The organism is Pseudomonas sp. RC10, from assembly GCF_038397775.1.
In the GTDB taxonomy this organism is placed as follows: Bacteria; Pseudomonadota; Gammaproteobacteria; order Pseudomonadales; family Pseudomonadaceae; genus Aquipseudomonas; species Aquipseudomonas bambusae.
Window position 1 is genome coordinate 621,350 of the sequence record NZ_CP151650.1, and the last position, 17,796, is coordinate 639,145.

A 17,796-nucleotide genomic window follows, 5' to 3' on the forward strand; every position below is an offset into this window, starting at 1 on the left:
GTTTAAACGATTACCATTTGTAGTCCACGCTTGCGAGCACGCTGCGGCGATCGCCGAAGTAGCAGTAGAAGCCGTCGCACGTGGAAATGTATTCCTTGTCGAACACGTTGTTCGCGTTCACCGAGACGCTCACGCCTTTGAGGGAGTTGTTCATGCGACCGAGGTCGTAATGAACGGCCGCGTCATAAACGGTGTAAGCATTGCTGTGACCGTAATTCGAGTCAGCAACGAAGCCGTAGCTACCAATGGCAATGTTGTCGGTTTCGCCGATGTAGCGTGCGCCGAAGCCCAGACCGAAGCCGTCGAGCAGCCCGGTATGCCAGGTGTAGTCGCCCCAGATGGAAGCAGCGTTTTCAGGCGTCAGCGGCAGTGGACGGTTCTTGTCCAGCGGGTCGGTGACTTTGGTCATCTTGCTGTTGGCGTAGGTGTACGACGCGGTGACTTTCAGGTTGTCGGTGACGTTACCGACGGCTTCCAGTTCGAAACCACGCACCTTCGCTTCGCCCAGAGGACGCTGCACGCCCAGTGTGTCGCTCAGCACGATGTCGCGACGGGTCAGGTCGTAAGCGGCGGCTGTGAACAGCAGGTCGGTACCTGGAGGCTGGTACTTGATCCCTGCTTCGTACTGCTTGCCAGTGCCCGGTTTGAAGGCGTTGCCATTGGCGCCACCTTGTTCCGCCTGGAACGATTCGGCGTAGGAAACGTAAGGGGTAAAGCCCGAATCAAAGACATAGCTCAGTGCCGCGTTGCCGGTGAAGGCGCTGTCGGTGCGGTCATCAGACTGATTGGTGTTGTAGAACTTGGACTCGGTCTTGAGCAGGTCTTGACGACCGCCCAGGGTCAGGCGCCAGTTGTCCAGGGCCATCTGGTCCTGAAAGTAGGCACCGACGTCGTCCGTTTTCTGGTTGTAGTTCTGGAACGCCGTGTAAGCGACTTTGCTGAAGTCCTGACCATAGATCGGCGTAATGATGTTGCTGTTTGGCGCGCTGCCGAACAACCACTTGTAGTTGTGGTTGATGCGCTGGTAATCCAGCCCCAGCAGTAAGGTGTGCTTGAGCGCGCCAGTGTCGAAGTCAGCCTGGAAGTTGTTGTCCAGCGCAAACTGGCTCATGTCTTCGTTCACGACGTTGGCGCCGCGGGAAAGTGTGCCGTCGTCCGCCACCGAGCCGAAGAAGCCGCCTGCGGTAATGGTGTGGAATTCCAGATCACTTTTCGTGTAGCGCAGGTTTTGCTTGAACTGCCAGACGTCGTTCAGGCGCGTTTCGAAGGCATAACCCAGTGCGTAATAGGTTTTGTCGTAGTTTTCCCAGTGCGGATCGCCCAGGTTCTCGTGGTATTTCACATGACCGGCGGCCGACGGGTATTTGGTGCCCTGGATCGGCAAGAACTGGCTGGTGCTGCCGGTATCGTCGCGGTTGAACTGGCTGAGGAACGTCAGCTTGGTGTCCGGGTTGATGTTCCACGTCAGGCTCGGCGCAATGTTGTAGCGTTTGTCGTCAATGTGATCGACGGTCGTGCCGCTGTCGCGGACCACACCGCTGACGCGGTATTCAAACGTGTCCGCGTCGTCGATTTTGCCGGTGCTGTCGAAGCTGATCTGCTTGCGGTTGTAACTGCCGACCTGAGCCTGAATCTCATGGCTGGCTTCAGCTTGCGGGCGACGACTGACCATATCGATCATGCCGCCCGGAGGCGTTTGGCCGTAAACCGAAGAGGCCGGGCCGCGCAGCACGGCAACGCGCTCCAGGTCCCAGGTTTCCATTTTTGGCATGACGTAGGCGCCTTTCGGCAGCGGCAGGCCATCGAGGAACTGAGTCGGCTCGAAGCCACGGATTTTCAGCCACTCGGCGCGGCTGTCGCTGCCGTAGCTGCTGGCGACCACCCCCGGCATGTAACGCACGGCGTCGTCGAGGTTTTGAACGGCGCGGTCCTGCATTTGCTGGCGCGTGGCAACGGAGATAGAACGCGGTGCTTCGGCCAGCGCGGTATCCGTTTTGGTGCCCGCAGCGGTGCGAGTGGCGGCATAACCCTCAGCCGGACCCCATGCGCTTTCAAATCCGTCCTGGCGGCCTTGAATGCTGGTTTCCGGAAGCGCCATCACGCCTTCTGGCGCGGCGATCACGCTGTACGTGCCCGCTGACGTCTGGCTGAGTTGCAGACCCGTGCCACGCAACGCCTGGGCCATGGCGCCCGGCGCATCGAACTGACCCTGAACCGGTGCCGACGTGCGACCTGCTGCCAGCGACGGGTCCAGCGACAGCGCGACGCCCGCCTGGCTGGCAATCTGGGTCAGAGTCGTGGACAGCGATGCCGCAGGCAGGTTGTACGGACGAACGCTGGACGCCTGCGAGGCGGCCATGACGTGCGTGCTTGCCAACGGAACGGTCAGAGCAACGGCGACAGCCAACAAGCTCGGTCGCAGAAGGGTTTGAAGCGTGCGGGACATGGGCGGCTCCTGAGTGGAATTGTTCTCAATGCCTATGTGCCGCACGAGATTTCAAAAGTGATAGGGCCGAATCGAAAATAATTTAGATTTACAATTTCGCAGGTTCACCAGGTGTACAAAGGCTCAGCCCTGTGAAAGCGAATTGCCTTTGACCTACAGCTTGCGGGTCTGCCTCGCATCGTTGGCCACCACCGTCACCCACCAGTGCGTGCGCGCTTCGATGGCCACGGGCAGGGTGGGCATCAGGGCCTTCAGGGCGAGGTCGGTGTCGTTCAGCGGGAAGCTGCCGGTGATTCTCAGATCAGCTACTTCCGGCGCCACGCTCAAAAAACCTGCCCTGTATCGGCCAATCTCCGCGATGACGTCCTTGAGCGCGGCGTTGTCCACCACGAGCATGCCGCGCATCCACGCGTCTGCACCGGGCGCAATCGCGACCATCGGCCCCAGGCTGTGACGCTGGATCAGCATTTGCTGACCTTCACGCAAAATCATCTCGTTGTCGGACGCCTGGGGATGAGCCGCCACGGCGGATTGCAGCACGCTCACCAAGGTGCCGTCGTCCCGGCGCTTGACCAGAAATTTCGTACCCAGCGCCCGCATCTGGCCTTCGTCGGTTTCGACGATAAAAGGCCGTGGGTCTTCGTGGCTGCCGGTTTCGACGAAGATTTCGCCTTCCTGAAGAATGACCCGACGTTGTTTGGCGTCGAACTTCACATCAAGAGCGCTGTGGGTATTGAGACGAATGAGGGTGTTGTCCGACAGTCGAATGGTGCGTTGCTCACCGGTTGCCGTGCGTTGATCCGCCAGCCAGTAATTCATCGGCAAAAAGCGGTCGCCCAGAAACAGGGTCAACCCCAGGGCCACGGCAAAACCTGCCACTCCGCGCCCGACTTTACGCATCTGTCGGCCAACGCCTTCGCGGGAGCGCAGCAGCGCCGAACGGGCAGGGCCGGTAGTGCGTACGAATCGTTGATCCAGCATGCCCAGTTGCGACCATGCCCGGGCGTGTTCCTCACTGGCGGCGTACCACTTGGCGAACTCTTCACGCTCGGCCTCGCTGCCTTGTCCGCAGTCCAGGCAAAGCTGCCAGGCGATCGCGGCGTCCAACACGTGCGATGAAACCGGGCGCGTCGGAATGCTCATGTGGGCTCGCCATACAGTGCGACATAGCACTGACGCATGCCTTGGGCGAGGTATTGCCGGACGCGAGGGATGGAGACCCCCACTTTCTCAGCAATTTCTGCGTGGCTCAGGCCATCCAGACGGTTATAGAGGAACGCTGCCCGCGCCTTGCTCGACAGCTTGCCGAGCATGCGGTCGATGGCTTTGAGGTCTTCGAGGATCAGTTGCTGCTCTTCGAGCGAAGGGTGTTCGGCTTCGGGAATCAGCATCAACTCACTGAGGTAGGCCTGTTCCAGCGCTGCACGTCGGAAGTAATCGAACAGCAGCCCCTTGGCGACCTGCACAAGAAACGCCCGGGGTTCACGCGGTGCTTCCAGGTGCTCACGTCCCAGCAGCCGAATAAAGGTGTCCTGGCTCAAGTCCTCGGCACGGTGCGGGCAGGCGACGTTGCGCTTCAGCCAGGCCAGCAACCAGCTGCGATGGTCGCGATAGAGCGTTCCGACAAGCTGATGTTGAGAGCTTTGGAGTGACGACACGTACGCACCGAAGAGAACAAAGTAACTAACGAGAATTATTCGCGATTGTGTCAGAGCGCGTCGGTGCTGGCAATTGGCGCCGATCGGATTGGGCTGAGCGGTTGCTGTAGGAAATGGCGAGAGAGGATGTGCGAAACGAACTGTAGGAGCGAATTCATTCGCGAGGCGGTGGTACATCCAGACCTTCTCTATCGTCTGAAGTATCTTTCGCGAATGAATTCGCTCCCACATAGGAGCAACGATGCGGCGGTGGTAGCTGTAGGAAATGGCGAGAGAGGATCTGCGAAACGAACTGTAGGAGCGAATTCATTCGCGAGGCGGTGGTACATCCAGACCTTCTCTATCGTCTGAAACACCTTTCGCGAATAAATTCGCTCCCACAGGAAGGCATCTGTTCAGCCAGGCGACGTGTTCTCACTCAAAAAGAATGCGACTGCTGCCGACGCCGCCATTTCGCCAGACCTTGCTCAAGCAGCAATGGACTGTCCATTTCCTGCCGTCGCGCATGGCTCATCAGGATCAGCGCCAGTTCGGCCGTGACGAGCGCGTCGGCACTGGCGTGATGGCGCTCCTCGGCATGCAGTCCGAAAAAGCCGGTCCAGTCGTCCAGCCCCGCTTGCCGCAAACAGGCTTGGGGACAAAGCAGGGGTGCGATGTCCGCCACGTCTAAAAACGGGTGCTGCAGTTTGTAGCCGAGGCTTTCTTTTAATGCACGCCCGAGCATGTGCTGGTCGAAGGGCGCATGAAACGCCAGCATCGGGCTGTCTCCAACGAAGTCCATGAAATCCAGCAGTGCCTCGACCGGCTCGCTGCCCGCCGCAATCGCACTCGGCCCCAAACCGTGGATCAACACGCTGGGACTGAGTTTGTGATCAGGGCGCAGCAGGGTGCGCTCGAATTGCTGACCCAGGTCGATGGCGCCGTCTTCGATCACCACGGCACCGATCGACAGCACCTCGTCGCGGCTCATGTTCAGGCCGCTGGTCTCAAGGTCCATCACTACCCAGCGTTGTTTGCGCAGCGAATCAGCACCCAGCGCAGCAGCTCGGGGCAGGTTGTTCAACCGCTCTTTCTGTCCGGCGGTGAGGTCAGGCGCCTTTAGGCGTTTGGGTGGCTTGAGCCACTGGAACAGGTTCATGGCAAGTCGCTTAGAGTTGGTAGCGCAGGGTCAGACTGGATTGCAGGCGCTGTGCCTGGCGGAACGACTCGCGCAGGATGCGACGATCCAGATGATTGAGCACATCCGGGTCGATCCGGTTTGAATACGGCAGGTTTTGTCGGCTCTGCTGTTGGTGCTGCTGCATGCGGGTTTGCTGAATGAAGTGATAGGCCTCTTCATACGCCGCGCCGTCCAGGGGGTCGATCACTTCCTTCGTGACCAGTTGGCGCAGCCGTTCGAGGGTGTTGTTGGCGGCGATGCCGTTCGCCAATGCCAGCAGCCGTGCGCCGTCGACGAAGGGTGTCAGGCCTTGGGTCTTGAGGTCCAGCGTGTCCTTTTCGCTGCCTTTGCGCGCCACGACGAAATCCTTGAAGCGCCCGACTGGAGGCCGCTGGCGCAACGCGTTGTCGGCCAGCATGCGCTGGAAGAGTTTGTTGTCGGCCACTTGAGCCAGAATGCTCTGGCGCAATTGCTCGCCCCCGCTTTCGTCGCCCCAGACCACCCGCAGGTCGAAATAAATGCTGGAAGACAGCAGGTTTTCCGGCGTTGCCTCGCGGATGAACGCGCCAAACCGCCGCGCCCATTCGACCCGCGACAGGCAAAGCTCGGGGTTGCTGGCCATGATCCTACCCTTACACAACGCGAAGCCGCACAGCGCGAGACTCTGGTTGATGCGTTCGGCAATCGGCAGCAGGCGCCCGCGTATTTCAGCAGCTTCGGCGGCGTCCTTGGCTTCGAACAGAATGCCGTTGTCCTGATCGGTGTACAGCGTCTGTTCGCGGCGGCCTTCGCTGCCGAAACACAGCCAACTGAACGGCACGCCGGGGTCGCCTTTTTCTTCCAGCGTCAGCTCGATGACCCGGCAGACCATGTGGTCGTTGAGCAGCGTGATGATCTGGGTGATCTGTGTCGACGAGGCGCCGTGGGCCAGCATGCGATCGACGAGTTGCACAATGTCGCCGCGCATGTTGCTCAGCGAATCGATACGCGGGGCACTGCGAATGGTCCGCGCCAAATGCACCAGGTCCACCCGTTGCAGGGAGAACAGATCGCGCTCGGAGACTACGCCGCACAGGCGCTGATCCTTGACCAGACACACATGGGCAATGTGCCGCTCGGTCATGGCAATGGCGGCGTCGAAGGCGCTGGCGTCGGGACTTAAATAGAAGGGCGCCTGGATCATGCTGTGCCGGATCGGCCCGCCGAAGTCAGCGTTCACGTCGGCGACCACTTGGCGCAAGTCGCGCAGCGTGAAAATCCCCAAGGGCGCTTTGTCTTCATCGACGATCACGATGCTGCCGACCTGTTGTTCGTCCATCTGCTTTACGGCTTCGCGCAGCGGGGTGTCCGGCGAGCAGGTTACGGGGTGACGCATCGCCAATTCGCCCAGGCGGGTGTTCAACGAGTATTGCGTGCCGAGTGTTTCCACGGCCTTCTGCTTTACTTGCTGATTCACCTGTTCAAGCAAGCTGCTGACGCCCCGCAACGCAAAATCTCGAAAGACGCTGGAGAGCGCGAAGAGTTTGATGAAAGCCTGTTTGTTCAGTTGCAGGCAGAACGTGTCTTCGGCCGCCAGATGCTCGGTGCGCGTGGCCCGTTCGCCCAGCAGGGCGGCGAGGGGGAAACATTCGCCGGTGGTGATTTCAAAGGTGGTTTCGGTGCCGCCCTTCGCGGAATGCGGGCGTTCCCCGACGACGCGACCCTGTTTGACGATATAGAAGTGCTCTACTGGCCCATCGCCAGGCTTGATGATGCTCTCATCCGTAGCGTAGAAACGCAGCTGGCACTGTTCCACCAGATAGGCAAGGTGGGCGCTTTCCATCTGATTGAATGGCGGGAATTTTTGCAGGAACTGCATCGTGCCGTGAATGTTCTGCAGCACGGCTGTCTTGCCTGCTTGGGTGAAAGCGTCCGCTTTGCTCATGACCGATACCGCTTGTTTTTATGGCTCCATGGTCGACCGCTTATCGGGCAGTGCCCATTGGACGTAAGTCTTAGGTCGCATAAAAGGCGTTGGAGTGCGAGGGAGCGTGGTGTAAAACCGCATCACGCAGGGGCCGAAATGGCCAGGCATGAAGCCGACAAAGTGCGCAGCGTATTCAGTCTGTTTGCGCTGTCAGAATGAAGTCGACGGGAAAATGAGACGGGTATGTTCGATCACGACATTTTGAGTGATGAAGAGCGCGAAGCCCTCAATGAGGTCATGATGGCGCCGCCATCACAATCGCCACAACGGGTATTGATCGTCGATGACGACAAGGATGCTCGGGAAATTCTTGCCGAGATCCTCAGCCTCAACGACATCAGCTGCATTACCGCCGCAGGCGGGACCAGTGCCATGCACCTGCTGCAAACCCGACCGTCCATTGCGCTGCTGATCACCGATCTGCGGATGGCGCCGTGCGACGGGCTGGATCTGATTCGACAGGTCAGGGATTCCGACCGCGCCGCGCTGCCGATCATCATCGTCTCGGGCGATGCCCATGTGCGCGATGCCATCGATGCCATGCATTTGAGCGTGGTGGATTTCCTGCTCAAGCCGATCAATACCAAACAGCTGTTAAGGCTGGTGAAGCGGGAATTGGGGATGTCGTGAAGGCACCGCAGCCTGGACATTGTAGGAGCCGGCTTGCTGGCGAAGGCGGCGGGTTAGTTGAATGAATGATGAGGGACACTCTGCTTTCGCCAGCAAGCCAGCTCCTTGTATCTCGACTCTGGCGTTTCATCGCGCCATAGTTCTCGACTGATCATCGAGGGAGAGCCGGGAAGCTGTTCAGCTCCTAAGGCCTCAGAGCTTACAAAGTAGATAGAGCTCCGGTTCTCCAACCTCACTCGAAAAGTCCGAACGGTATCCAGTGCGCGCCTTCGGCGTGAGCACGCATGTACAAGGCAGGACCGGGTGACGCGATGATCGTGTGCAATCGACTCTGGAGAGCGCCATGTCTGCTTTTGTTGGCATCGATATCGCCAAAAACTCATTTGATATCGCCACCCCGCTGGATAACGGGAAGTTCAGGACCAAAGCCAGGCTGGCCAATAATCCCAAGGGTTATCAGGTGCTGCTCGACTGGCTTACCACCCACTCCGAGCCCCATGCCTGGGTCGTGATGGAAGCCACCAGCGTCTACCACCAGGGCGTTGCTGATTGCCTTCACGCTCACGGATACCGGGTGTGCATCGTCAACCCTGCGATCCTCCACCAGTACGGCAAGGATGAGCTGCGCCGGGTCAAAACCGACAAGGCCGATGCAAAGCTGATCGCCCGCTATGCGCAAGACAAGCACACCAGACTGCGCGAGTGGGTGCCGGAGCCCGCGCCACGTCGGCGCTTGCGCGCGTTGGTGCGTCGACTGGAAGATTTGCAGGAAATTCAGCAGATGGAAAGCAATCGTCTGGATGTCGCCGAAGACAAGGTCAAAGCGTCGATCGAGTCGGTGATCAGCCACGTCAAGCAACAGATCGACGAGACCAGGAAAGCGATCAAAGACAATATTGACGACGATCCTGACCTGCGCCAGAAGCGCGATCTGATCGTGACCATCGACGGGCTGGGGGATACGACCGCAGCGCTGATCCTGGCCGAACTCGGCGACCCATTGGATTACAAGGGCCCCAAATCTATCGTTGCCTTTGCGGGCCTGGACCCACGTTGTGCTAGCTCGGGAGAGTCGGTAGGCCCGACCCATATATCCAAAACCGGCTCGAAAAGGCTGCGCGCCGGGCTTTACATGCCAGGCATGGCTGGCCTAAAGCACAACGCGGTGTTGCGAGAGCTAAAGACCCGGATGCGCGCCAATGGGAAAGCCCCAAAAGAGATCATCTGTGCAGCAATGCGAAAGCTGCTGCATCTGGTCTATGGCGTGCTGAAATCGGGCAAGCCGTTCGACGCAGAAATTGCGCTTGCCCGGTGATGGGCAAGACGGTATCTACAGGTGGGTATGTGCGTGCCGCAGAGACCGCTAAATTAAAAAGGCGGTGTGTCCTGCGACACACCGCCTTTTTGGTTTGGCCCTCTTTTACAGCCCGTTCTTCGCCTTGAACTCCCGACGGCGGCGGTGCAGCACCGGCTCGGTGTAGCCGTTCGGCTGTTTGGTGCCTTCAATCACCAGTTCGACTGCTGCCTGGAAGGCGATGTTGCTGTCGAAGTCCGGTGCCAGTGGGCGGTACAGCGCATCGCTGGCGTTCTGACGGTCCACCACCGGCGCCATGCGCTTGAGGCTTTCCAGCACCTGCGCCTCGCTCACAACGCCATGACGCAGCCAGTTGGCAATGTGCTGACTGGAGATTCGCAGTGTCGCGCGGTCTTCCATCAGGCCAACGTCATTGATGTCAGGCACCTTCGAGCAGCCCACGCCCTGATCGATCCAGCGCACCACGTAACCGAGGATGCCCTGGGAGTTGTTGTCCAGCTCGTTCTGGATCTCCTCAGGCGTCCAGTTCGTGTTCGGCGCCAGCGGGATGGTCAGAATGTCATCGACCGACGCCGGTGCACGCTGAGCCAGTTCGGCCTGACGGGCGAACACATCGACCTTGTGATAGTGCAGCGCATGCAGGGCGGCCGCAGTTGGCGACGGGACCCATGCCGTGTTGGCACCGGCCAGCGGGTGAGCGATTTTCTGCTCCAGCATCGCGGCCATCAAATCCGGCATGGCCCACATGCCTTTACCGATTTGCGCGCGCCCTTGCAGACCGCATTTCAAGCCAATATCGACGTTGGAATTCTCGTAGGCACCGATCCATTTCTCGGCCTTCATTTGCGCCTTGCGCACGACGGGGCCTGCTTCCATGGAGGTATGAATCTCGTCACCTGTACGGTCCAGGAAGCCGGTGTTGATGAACACCACGCGCTCGCTGGCCGCCTTGATGCACGCCTTGAGGTTGACCGTCGTGCGGCGTTCCTCGTCCATGATCCCGACTTTCAGCGTGTTGCGCGGGAGGCCCAGTACATCTTCGATGCGACCGAACAGCTCGTTGGTGAACGCCGCTTCTTCCGGGCCGTGCATCTTCGGTTTGACGATGTACAGCGAGCCTGCGCGGCTATTGGCGCGCGAGGTGTTGCCCTTGAGGTTGTGGATCGCCGCGAGACTGGTCAGCAGGCCGTCGAGAATGCCTTCCGGCACCTCATTGCCCTGATTGTCGAGGATTGCGTCGATGGTCATCAGGTGACCGACGTTGCGCACGAACAGCAGCGAACGGCCGTGGAGCGTCACCGGCTCGCCTGTTGGCGAGGTGTAGACGCGGTCCGGGTTCATGGTGCGAGTGAAGCTGGCGCCGCCCTTGGAGACTTCTTCGGACAGATCGCCTTTCATCAGGCCCAGCCAATTGCGGTAGACCACGACTTTGTCGTCTGCATCGACGGCGGCGATGGAATCTTCGCAGTCCATGATGGTGGTCAGCGCCGCTTCCATCAGCACGTCTTTGATGCCCGCTGCGTCGGTCTGGCCGACGGGGGTGGTCGCGTCGATCTGAATTTCGAAGTGCAGGCCATTGTGCTTGAGCAGGAGGGCGGTCGGCGCCGAAGCATCGCCCTGAAACCCGATCAGTTGCGCGTCGTCACGCAGACCGGTGTTGCTGCCGCCTTTCAGGCCAACGATCAGCACGCCGTCGACAATCTTGTAGCTGGTGGAGTCGACATGAGAGCCAGCTGCCAACGGCGCGGCTTCGTCCAGGAAGGCGCGGGCGAAGGCGATGACCTTATCGCCGCGGACCTTGTTGTAGCCTTTGCCTTTTTCAGCGCCGCCAGCTTCGGAGATGGCGTCGGTGCCGTACAGCGCGTCGTACAGCGAACCCCAGCGGGCGTTCGAGGCATTCAGCGCGAAGCGGGCGTTCATCACCGGCACCACCAGTTGCGGGCCGGCCATGGAGGCTATTTCTTCATCGACGTTTTGCGTCGTGATCTGGAAGTCTGCCGCTTCTGGCAGCAGATAACCGATTTCCTGCAGGAACGCTTTATAGGCAACGGCGTCGTGGGCCTTGCCGGCGTTGGACTGGTGCCAGGCATCGATGCGCGCCTGGAAGTCGTCACGTTTGGCGAGTAGGGCTTTGTTCTTCGGTGCCAGCTCGTGGATGAGCGCGTCGGCACCGGCCCAGAACGCCGAGGCTTCAATACCGGTTCCGGGAATGGCTTCGTTGTTCACGAAATCCAGAAGGATCTTGGCGACCTTAAGGCCACCGACTTGAACGTGTTCAGTCATTGCTTGCCTCACTCTGCTCAGCTATCCGCGCCTCTTGGCGCTTTCTTGTTAAAGCCACCGACATCGCTGCTCACCCTCGCCAGAACATGCCTTCGCAGGCGGCTGGGCGTAAGGATTGACGAGCAGGAATGCCGAGTCAGGCATCATCCCAACGTTTATGTAGTGGACGCGGCGGAATACTACATGATGAGTCGCGGCGTGAAAATCAGACTAAATATGTCACCGAACGACTGGTCTCTCACAAATGGTCACGCTGGGGTTACATATGTTCTCAAAAAATAGGAGAATTGTTCCAGATAATTATAAAAACGGTACACAAATTGTTTCCCGAGGAAGCATTCAGGCGCACCTTTAGCCTTTGCCTATACTTGCCGGGCAGCCGCGCAGGCGCCGAGGTTCGGCCAGCGGACACATAAAGCAGAAGGAGTTCACAGTGCATCAGCTCATCTTTACCGTCACTGCCCCGGACAAACCGGGGCTGGTCGAACAGATCGCCTCGTGCATTGCAAATCACGGTGGCAATTGGCTGGAAAGCCGTATGGCTCATTTGGCCGGTCAGTTCGCGGGCATTGTTCGCGTTGATGTGCCCGCTGAATCGCAAAATGATTTGAGGAGTGCACTGCAGGGGCTCTCCCACGGTATTCGCGTGCAGTTCGCTGACGTCGGCGGCGAGCCTGTGTCGTACTCGAAACCCATCACGATGGAGTTGGTGGGCAATGATCGGCCGGGGATTGTTCGAGACGTGACTCGCCTGTTGAGCGAGCAGGGCGTTAACGTTGAACGTCTAGTGACCAGCGTCGAACCCGCGCCTATGAGCAATGAAACGCTTTTCCGCGCCCAGGCACTCTTGGGGCTGCCGGTGAACCTCTCGCTCGATGCGCTGCAGGAACGGCTAGAAACATTGGCGGACGAGCTGATGGTGGAATTGAAGATCAAGTCCGACGACTGAGCCGTCGCACAGTTATCCAGTTTTTCCATGAGCCTGCCTGTGGATAAGCTGCGGATACAGGCGGGCAGCCCTTACTGGTCAACGCTTTGAGACGGTTGATCAAAAAACCAGCAAATTCAGAGGCTTGTGCACAAATAACTTGAATCAGGCTGTGGATAACCTGCGCAAACATCTCTGTAAGCCACGGGCGGCGTGGCTTACAGAGGTTTGTTTATTATTTGATCAGTTTGCACAGGTGCTATCGACCGGTAGGGGGCGCGGTTCAAAACAGCTTCAACGGCTCTTCGTTCAATGCCGCCAGCTGCTCGCGCAGCGCCAGCACTTGATCGCCCCAATAGCGTTCAGTGCCAAACCAGGAAAAGCTGTGGGGGAACGCCGGGTCATCCCAGCGGCGAGACAGCCAGGCGCTGTAATGCAGCAGGCGCAAGGCGCGCAGCGGTTCGATCAGCGCGAGTTCGCGAGGATCGAAATCGTGGAATTCGTTGTAGCCATCCATCAATTCCGACAGCTGACTCAGACAATCCTGACGGTCTCCGGCGAGCATCATCCAGACGTCCTGCACAGCAGGCCCCATCCGGCAGTCGTCGAGGTCGACGATGTGGAAGATCTCATCGCGGGTCATCATGTTGCCGGGGTGGCAGTCGCCGTGCATGCGGATGTTCTGGTGCGGGGTTGCGGCGTAGGCATCTTCGACACGCTTGAGCAGATCTTTGGCAACCGACGAGTAGGCAGGCAGAAGGCTGCGCGGTATCACGTCATTTTCCAGCAGATAGTTCAGTGAATCGTGGCCGAAGTTCTTCACGCCCAGCGCCTCGCGATGTTCGAAAGGGCGAGTGGCGCCGACCGCGTGAATCCTGCCCAGCAGTTGGCCGAGGCGATAGAGCTGGTCGAGATTGCCCGGCTCCGGTGCGCGACCGCCACGACGGGGGAAGAGGGTGAAGCGAAAACCGGCGTGTTCGAACAGCGTTTGCCCGTTGTGGATAAGGGGTGCGACCACCGGGATTTCCACTTCGGCCAGTTCGGCAGTGAAGCTGTGTTCTTCGAGAATCGCTTCGTTTGTCCAGCGATTAGGGCGGTAAAACTTGGCGATGAGGGGCTGGCTTTCATCAATGCCAACCTGATAGACGCGGTTCTCGTAGCTGTTGAGCGCGAGAATGCGAGCGTCGCTGACAAAACCGATGCTTTCAACGGCGTCCAGGACAAGGTCGGGTGTGAGTGTCGCAAACGGGTGGGCCATGCTGACTCCTGCGCGCAGCAGGCTGCCGCGTCGGGCCCGTCATGGTAACTCAGGCATGGGATGGCCGACACAACGCGTTATGGTGAGTGCCGCCGATCGCCTGTAGGAGCGAATTCATTCGCGATGGCCGGTACATCCGATACAGATCTATTGGGTGCACCGCCGCCGCGCGAATGAATTCGCTCTTAAAGGTGAGCCTTATACCGCCTGGGGATGGCGCTGAATCAAGCCCCAATCACCCCGCCATCCTCCCGCGTGATCACCATCACCGACGACCGTGGCTTGCCATTGGGCAGATGTTCCGGGAAAGTCGAGCCGCCTTTTTCGCCGGGGTGCTGAATCCCCACGAACAGCGCTTTCTGGTCTGGCGCAAAACAGATGCCAGTCACTTCGCAACCTACCGGCCCGACCATGAACCGGCGAATCTCGCCAGTGGCAGGGTCGGCGCACAGCATCTGGTTATTGCCCATGCCCGCAAAATCCCCGGTATTCGAGTAATCGCCATCGGTGAGAATCCACAACCGCCCGGCCTTGTCGAAACCTAAACCGTCGGGGCTGTTGAACATATTCTGCGGGGTGATGTTGCTTGAGCCGCCTTGAGGCTTGCCCGCGTGCACCCCGGGATTGCCCGCGACCACGAACAGATCCCACGTAAAATCCATCGATGCCGCATCCGAACCGGTTTCCTGCCAGCGCAGAATCTGGCCGTACTGGTTTTTCTCCCTCGGGTTCGGGCCGCCCACTGGCTGGCCTTCCTCGCCACGCTTGACGTTGTTGGTCAGCGTGCAATAGACCTGACCGTCCTTGGGGCTGACCACGATCCACTCGGGCCGATCCATTCGCGTCGCTTTAACCACACTCGCCGCCAGGCGCGCATGAATCAGCACCTCTGCTTGATTGGCAAAGCCGCTCGACGCATCGACACCGTTTTTGCCGTGAGTCAGTTCCACCCACTTGCCTTGGCCTTTGGGGTGATCGGCATTGCTGTCGCCGTTATCGAACTGCGCAACGTACAGGGTGCCGTGATCGAGGATGTCGCGATTGGCTTTCAGGTTCTTGTGATTAACCTTGTCGCGGCTGACGAATTTGTAGATGAATTCGCCGCGCTCGTCGTCGCCCATGTAAACCACCGCGCGGCCATCCTTCGTTTCTGTGATCGCCGCGTTTTCATGCTTGAAACGGCCCAGGGCCGTGCGTTTGACAGGCGTTGATTTCGGGTCGAACGGGTCGATTTCCACGATCCAGCCGTGACGGTTGAATTCGTTCGGGTTTTTGGCGATGTCGAAGCGCGGGTCGTGGGGATGCCAGTTCACTTCCTTGCTGATGGCGACAACGCCGTAGCGCTTGGCAGCGGCATCGAATTGCTGCGCAGGATCACTGCTGCCGAAGCAGTCGGTGAAGTTCTCTTCGCACGTCAGATAAGTGCCCCAAGGCGTCTTGCCATTGGCGCAGTTCTGGAAGGTGCCGAGAACATTCTTACCGGTTTTATCGGCGGCCGTCTTCAGCCACTGGTGTCCGGCCGCTGGGCCACTAAGGTGAATCGGCGTGTTGCCGTGCACGCGGCGGTTGTATTTCGAGCCTTGCACGAACTTCCACTGGCCGCCTTCGCGCTTCACTTCGATCACCGAAACACCTTCGCTGGCCAATGCCTTGTGCACGTCATCGGCGGATTGTGGGTCTTTGCCGTGATCGAACAGGTAGCGGTAGTTGGTGTATTCGTTGTTGATGGCCATCAGCGCGCGGGTGGCGTTATTAACGTCGTCACCGGGAAAGGTGAACAGGCTCATGCCGTCGTTGTTATCGCCGAATTGAAGTTCCTGCGCCTTCGCCGTGCCCTTGCCGGACGGGTCGAAAGCGGGACCGCCCGCGTGAAGAGGCTGACCCCAGCTGATCAGGACGGAAGATGTGTAGCCGGGCGGCAGCGCAATGCTGTCAGCGGAGGAGGAGGCGATGCTGTCGAAGCCAAGCAACGTGCGGTTTCCCGCGCTGACACTGGCAGCCATCACACTGCGACTGAGCAGGTTGCCACTCAGAAACATCGCCGCACCACACAGAGCGCCCGCGCTGATGAAGCCTCGCCGGGTGAGGCCGACACTGTTTTGCTGCACCAGGGTTTCGAGGTCGGTGGACTGATGTTCTTCTAATAATTTCATCACGGGCTTCCTGCGGTTTTTGCGCAGACCTTATTCCCCCCGGATGACGCTATTGTGTCCGTCCGATGACGACGCTGGCTCCCCTGTGAGCCTTTTTCAAACGATTTACAGCGGCGTTCCGATCAATACATAAGAAGGCGCGAACTGTACTTTCACGTTGCTCCCCACCTTTAATTTCAAGGCGTTGAGACGATCGGGCTCTGCCACCGCGCACAGAATCTGGCTGCTCGACAGGGCGATTCGTACCTCACTGGGGCCGTCTTCTCCGTCGAGGATCTCCTCGATTTTGCCGTTTAGACAATTGTGACCAGGTGTTGCAGATTGGTCCGGCGGCAACAACTCCAGCCAACTGGCCTTGATCAGCGCGAACACGTCGGCACCTTTTTCCAGCCCCAGTCGTAGCGTGCTGTCATGGGTGATTTGCGCATTGATGGACAGGCCCCCGGCGAGGGTCAATCCGATCATATCGTTGCGACCCGATGGCGTAATGCTCGCGACCTGGCCGTGCAACTGATTGCGGGCGCTGGTGCGCAGCATTAAACGACTGAGCAGCGCCAAATCGCTCGACTCTTCAGGGGTTTCCAGCAACTGGGTTTGTAGCGCCTGCAAGCGCTGATAAAGACGCAACACTCGCTCGCCTTCCGCCGACAACTTCGCCCCGCCGCCGCCACGCCCGCCGACACTGCGCTCTACCAGCGGCTTCAGCGCCAGATTGTTCAGCTCATCAATGGCATCCCACGCCGCCTTGTAACTCAGCCCCGCACTTTTCGCCGCACGGGTGATGGACCCCTGCTCGGCAATATGCTGCAACAGCGCGATGCGATGGGGGCGACGGACCATGTGTTGCGAGAGAGAGGGCGGTAGGGACATGTCGGGTCGGATTTTTTGTGGTGATGACGGGCGGGAGTGTAAGCCAGAAAGGCTAGATGCCGCTTCACTCGTCTGCATCAGTGGGTTAGCCCTGGACAGGATTGTTTGATATAGTCTTCGCCGTCGATGCAGACCGGAACCTTCTTCGAAGGGGTATCGATTTCGGAGCGAAAGCTCTCCTAGCCCGTGAGCAGGATAAGGTGGCGACACCGAAAGGACAGGCCGATTTCAGATTCAGCAAAAGCCCCGGGTGCGAAAGCTCCGGGGCTTTTTGCTTCTTGCTATACCGACTTCCCTTCGTTACGAAGCTTAAGGATGTAGCGCACGTTATAGGGCTTGCCCTTGGGCAAGGAATGGCGGCCCCAGTTTTCGCCAGGCTCCGTCTTGAAACATTCAATCCCCAGGCTTCGCCGTGCGCGCCAGGCAGTACACATCCACCTTCTTCGCCCCGGCACTGATCAACAGCCTCGCCAGCGCATCGGCGGTCGCGCCTGTGGTGAGTACGTCATCAATGAGCGCGACGTGTTGGCCGACGATTTTCGCGGCGTCCGCCAAGGCAAATGCTTCACGCAAGTTACGCTTGCGGGCCTTGGCATCGAGGCCTTGTTGCGCTGGCGTTTCCTTTACGCGTTTGATCAGCCGCTCATCCACCGATAACCCCAATTGCGACCCCAGCCAGTGCGCGAGCATGGCAGCCTGGTTGTAACCCCGTTGGCGCAGCCTCTTGTTGGCGAGGGGCACGGAAATCATAACGTCGGGTCGGGCCAGACCTTCGTCGAATCGATGTTGCAAGGTCTGGCCGAGCAATTCTGCGAGCAGCCTGCCCAACGGCCATTTGCCCTGGTGCTTGAAGCGTGTGACCAGCGCGTCGATGGGGAAGTCGTAAAGCCACGGCACGATGACTTCGTTGAAGGCCGGGGAGTGTTGCGTGCACTGCGCGCAGGTCAGGCCCTCCATCGGCATGGGCAGCGCGCAGCGGTCGCATTGATCGATCAACCAGGGCAGGTCGCTTTCGCACGGGGTGCAGATTGAGGTGTCTGAATCGGTCTGTTCATCGCACAATAAACAGGTTTGTACGTTTTTTAACCAGATGTAAACCTGATGCCCGTTGTGTGGTTGACAGCGCATGT

The 17,796-nt window shown here is 59.2% G+C and carries 13 protein-coding genes; 3 read left to right on the top strand and 10 right to left on the bottom strand.

The features are described 5' to 3' along the window. Nucleotides 1–10: 10 nt before the first annotated feature. The 5 genes from AAEO81_RS02785 to AAEO81_RS02805 all read right to left on the bottom strand — a co-directional run bounded on the left by AAEO81_RS02785 (nt 11) and on the right by AAEO81_RS02805 (nt 7,187). The gene (locus tag AAEO81_RS02785; RefSeq protein WP_341961480.1) at nt 11–2,446 is read right to left on the bottom strand and encodes a TonB-dependent siderophore receptor; all 2,436 of its coding nucleotides are present in this window, start codon (nt 2,444–2,446) and stop codon (nt 11–13) included. Between the two features lie 153 nt (nt 2,447–2,599). Next, nucleotides 2,600–3,583: a FecR family protein gene (locus AAEO81_RS02790; RefSeq protein WP_341964450.1), complete on the bottom strand. Its 984-nt coding sequence runs from the start codon at nt 3,581–3,583 to the stop codon at nt 2,600–2,602. 2 nt (nt 3,584–3,585) lie between these two features. Further along, entirely contained in the window at nt 3,586–4,104 is a 519-nt protein-coding gene (locus AAEO81_RS02795; protein WP_341961481.1) for an RNA polymerase sigma factor, read from the bottom strand. 418 nt (nt 4,105–4,522) lie between these two features. Further along, entirely contained in the window at nt 4,523–5,242 is a 720-nt protein-coding gene (locus AAEO81_RS02800) for a 3'-5' exonuclease (protein ID WP_341961483.1), read from the bottom strand. A gap of 10 nt (nt 5,243–5,252) precedes the next feature. Next, nucleotides 5,253–7,187, bottom strand: coding sequence for a putative nucleotidyltransferase substrate binding domain-containing protein (locus AAEO81_RS02805; protein WP_341961485.1), 1,935 nt, complete (start codon nt 7,185–7,187; stop codon nt 5,253–5,255). Between the two features lie 225 nt (nt 7,188–7,412). Here AAEO81_RS02805 and AAEO81_RS02810 point away from each other — a divergent pair, with 225 nt between their 5' ends. Then, nucleotides 7,413–7,859 carry a response regulator gene (locus AAEO81_RS02810; RefSeq protein ID WP_166595652.1) on the top strand — a complete coding sequence of 149 codons (447 nt, stop codon included), beginning with the start codon at nt 7,413–7,415 and terminating at the stop codon, nt 7,857–7,859. 343 nt (nt 7,860–8,202) lie between these two features. Then, on the top strand, nt 8,203–9,174 hold the full coding sequence (locus tag AAEO81_RS02815; RefSeq protein WP_341958838.1) for an IS110 family transposase: 972 nt from the start codon (nt 8,203–8,205) through the stop codon (nt 9,172–9,174). Between the two features lie 105 nt (nt 9,175–9,279). Here the strand turns inward: AAEO81_RS02815 and AAEO81_RS02820 are convergent, their stop codons facing one another. Next, complete coding sequence (locus tag AAEO81_RS02820) at nt 9,280–11,457, bottom strand: malate synthase G (RefSeq protein WP_341961486.1); 2,178 nt, start codon at nt 11,455–11,457, stop codon at nt 9,280–9,282. A gap of 433 nt (nt 11,458–11,890) precedes the next feature. Here AAEO81_RS02820 and AAEO81_RS02825 point away from each other — a divergent pair, with 433 nt between their 5' ends. Then, nucleotides 11,891–12,406, top strand: a complete 516-nt coding sequence (locus AAEO81_RS02825; RefSeq protein ID WP_166595650.1) for an ACT domain-containing protein — start codon at nt 11,891–11,893, stop codon at nt 12,404–12,406. Between the two features lie 262 nt (nt 12,407–12,668). Here AAEO81_RS02825 and AAEO81_RS02830 read toward each other — a convergent pair whose 3' ends face one another. The 4 genes from AAEO81_RS02830 to AAEO81_RS02845 form a co-directional block, all read right to left on the bottom strand. Next, nucleotides 12,669–13,643 (bottom strand): serine/threonine protein kinase, encoded by a 975-nt coding sequence (locus tag AAEO81_RS02830; protein WP_341961488.1) that lies wholly within the window; start codon nt 13,641–13,643, stop codon nt 12,669–12,671. 224 nt (nt 13,644–13,867) lie between these two features. Then, complete coding sequence (locus AAEO81_RS02835; RefSeq protein WP_341961490.1) at nt 13,868–15,796, bottom strand: PhoX family phosphatase; 1,929 nt, start codon at nt 15,794–15,796, stop codon at nt 13,868–13,870. A 105-nt stretch (nt 15,797–15,901) separates the two neighbouring features. After that, complete coding sequence (locus AAEO81_RS02840; protein ID WP_341961491.1) at nt 15,902–16,666, bottom strand: TOBE domain-containing protein; 765 nt, start codon at nt 16,664–16,666, stop codon at nt 15,902–15,904. A gap of 393 nt (nt 16,667–17,059) precedes the next feature. Next, on the bottom strand, nt 17,060–17,794 hold the full coding sequence (locus AAEO81_RS02845; RefSeq protein ID WP_341961492.1) for a ComF family protein: 735 nt from the start codon (nt 17,792–17,794) through the stop codon (nt 17,060–17,062). Nucleotides 17,795–17,796: the final 2 nt, after the last annotated feature.

Excerpts from the sequence above, each read along its gene's own strand:
- AAEO81_RS02785 (WP_341961480.1), bottom strand. The coding sequence starts at position 2,446 with ATGTCCCGCACGCTTCAAACCCTTCTGCGACCGAGCTTGTTGGCTGTC.
- AAEO81_RS02800 (WP_341961483.1), bottom strand. The coding sequence starts at position 5,242 with ATGAACCTGTTCCAGTGGCTCAAGCCACCCAAACGCCTAAAGGCGCCT.
- AAEO81_RS02805 (WP_341961485.1), bottom strand. The coding sequence starts at position 7,187 with ATGAGCAAAGCGGACGCTTTCACCCAAGCAGGCAAGACAGCCGTGCTG.
- AAEO81_RS02810 (WP_166595652.1), top strand. The coding sequence starts at position 7,413 with ATGTTCGATCACGACATTTTGAGTGATGAAGAGCGCGAAGCCCTCAAT.
- AAEO81_RS02815 (WP_341958838.1), top strand. The coding sequence starts at position 8,203 with ATGTCTGCTTTTGTTGGCATCGATATCGCCAAAAACTCATTTGATATC.
- AAEO81_RS02820 (WP_341961486.1), bottom strand. The coding sequence starts at position 11,457 with ATGACTGAACACGTTCAAGTCGGTGGCCTTAAGGTCGCCAAGATCCTT.
- AAEO81_RS02830 (WP_341961488.1), bottom strand. The coding sequence starts at position 13,643 with ATGGCCCACCCGTTTGCGACACTCACACCCGACCTTGTCCTGGACGCC.
- AAEO81_RS02835 (WP_341961490.1), bottom strand. The coding sequence starts at position 15,796 with ATGAAATTATTAGAAGAACATCAGTCCACCGACCTCGAAACCCTGGTG.
- AAEO81_RS02840 (WP_341961491.1), bottom strand. The coding sequence starts at position 16,666 with ATGTCCCTACCGCCCTCTCTCTCGCAACACATGGTCCGTCGCCCCCAT.
- AAEO81_RS02845 (WP_341961492.1), bottom strand. The coding sequence starts at position 17,794 with ATGCGCTGTCAACCACACAACGGGCATCAGGTTTACATCTGGTTAAAA.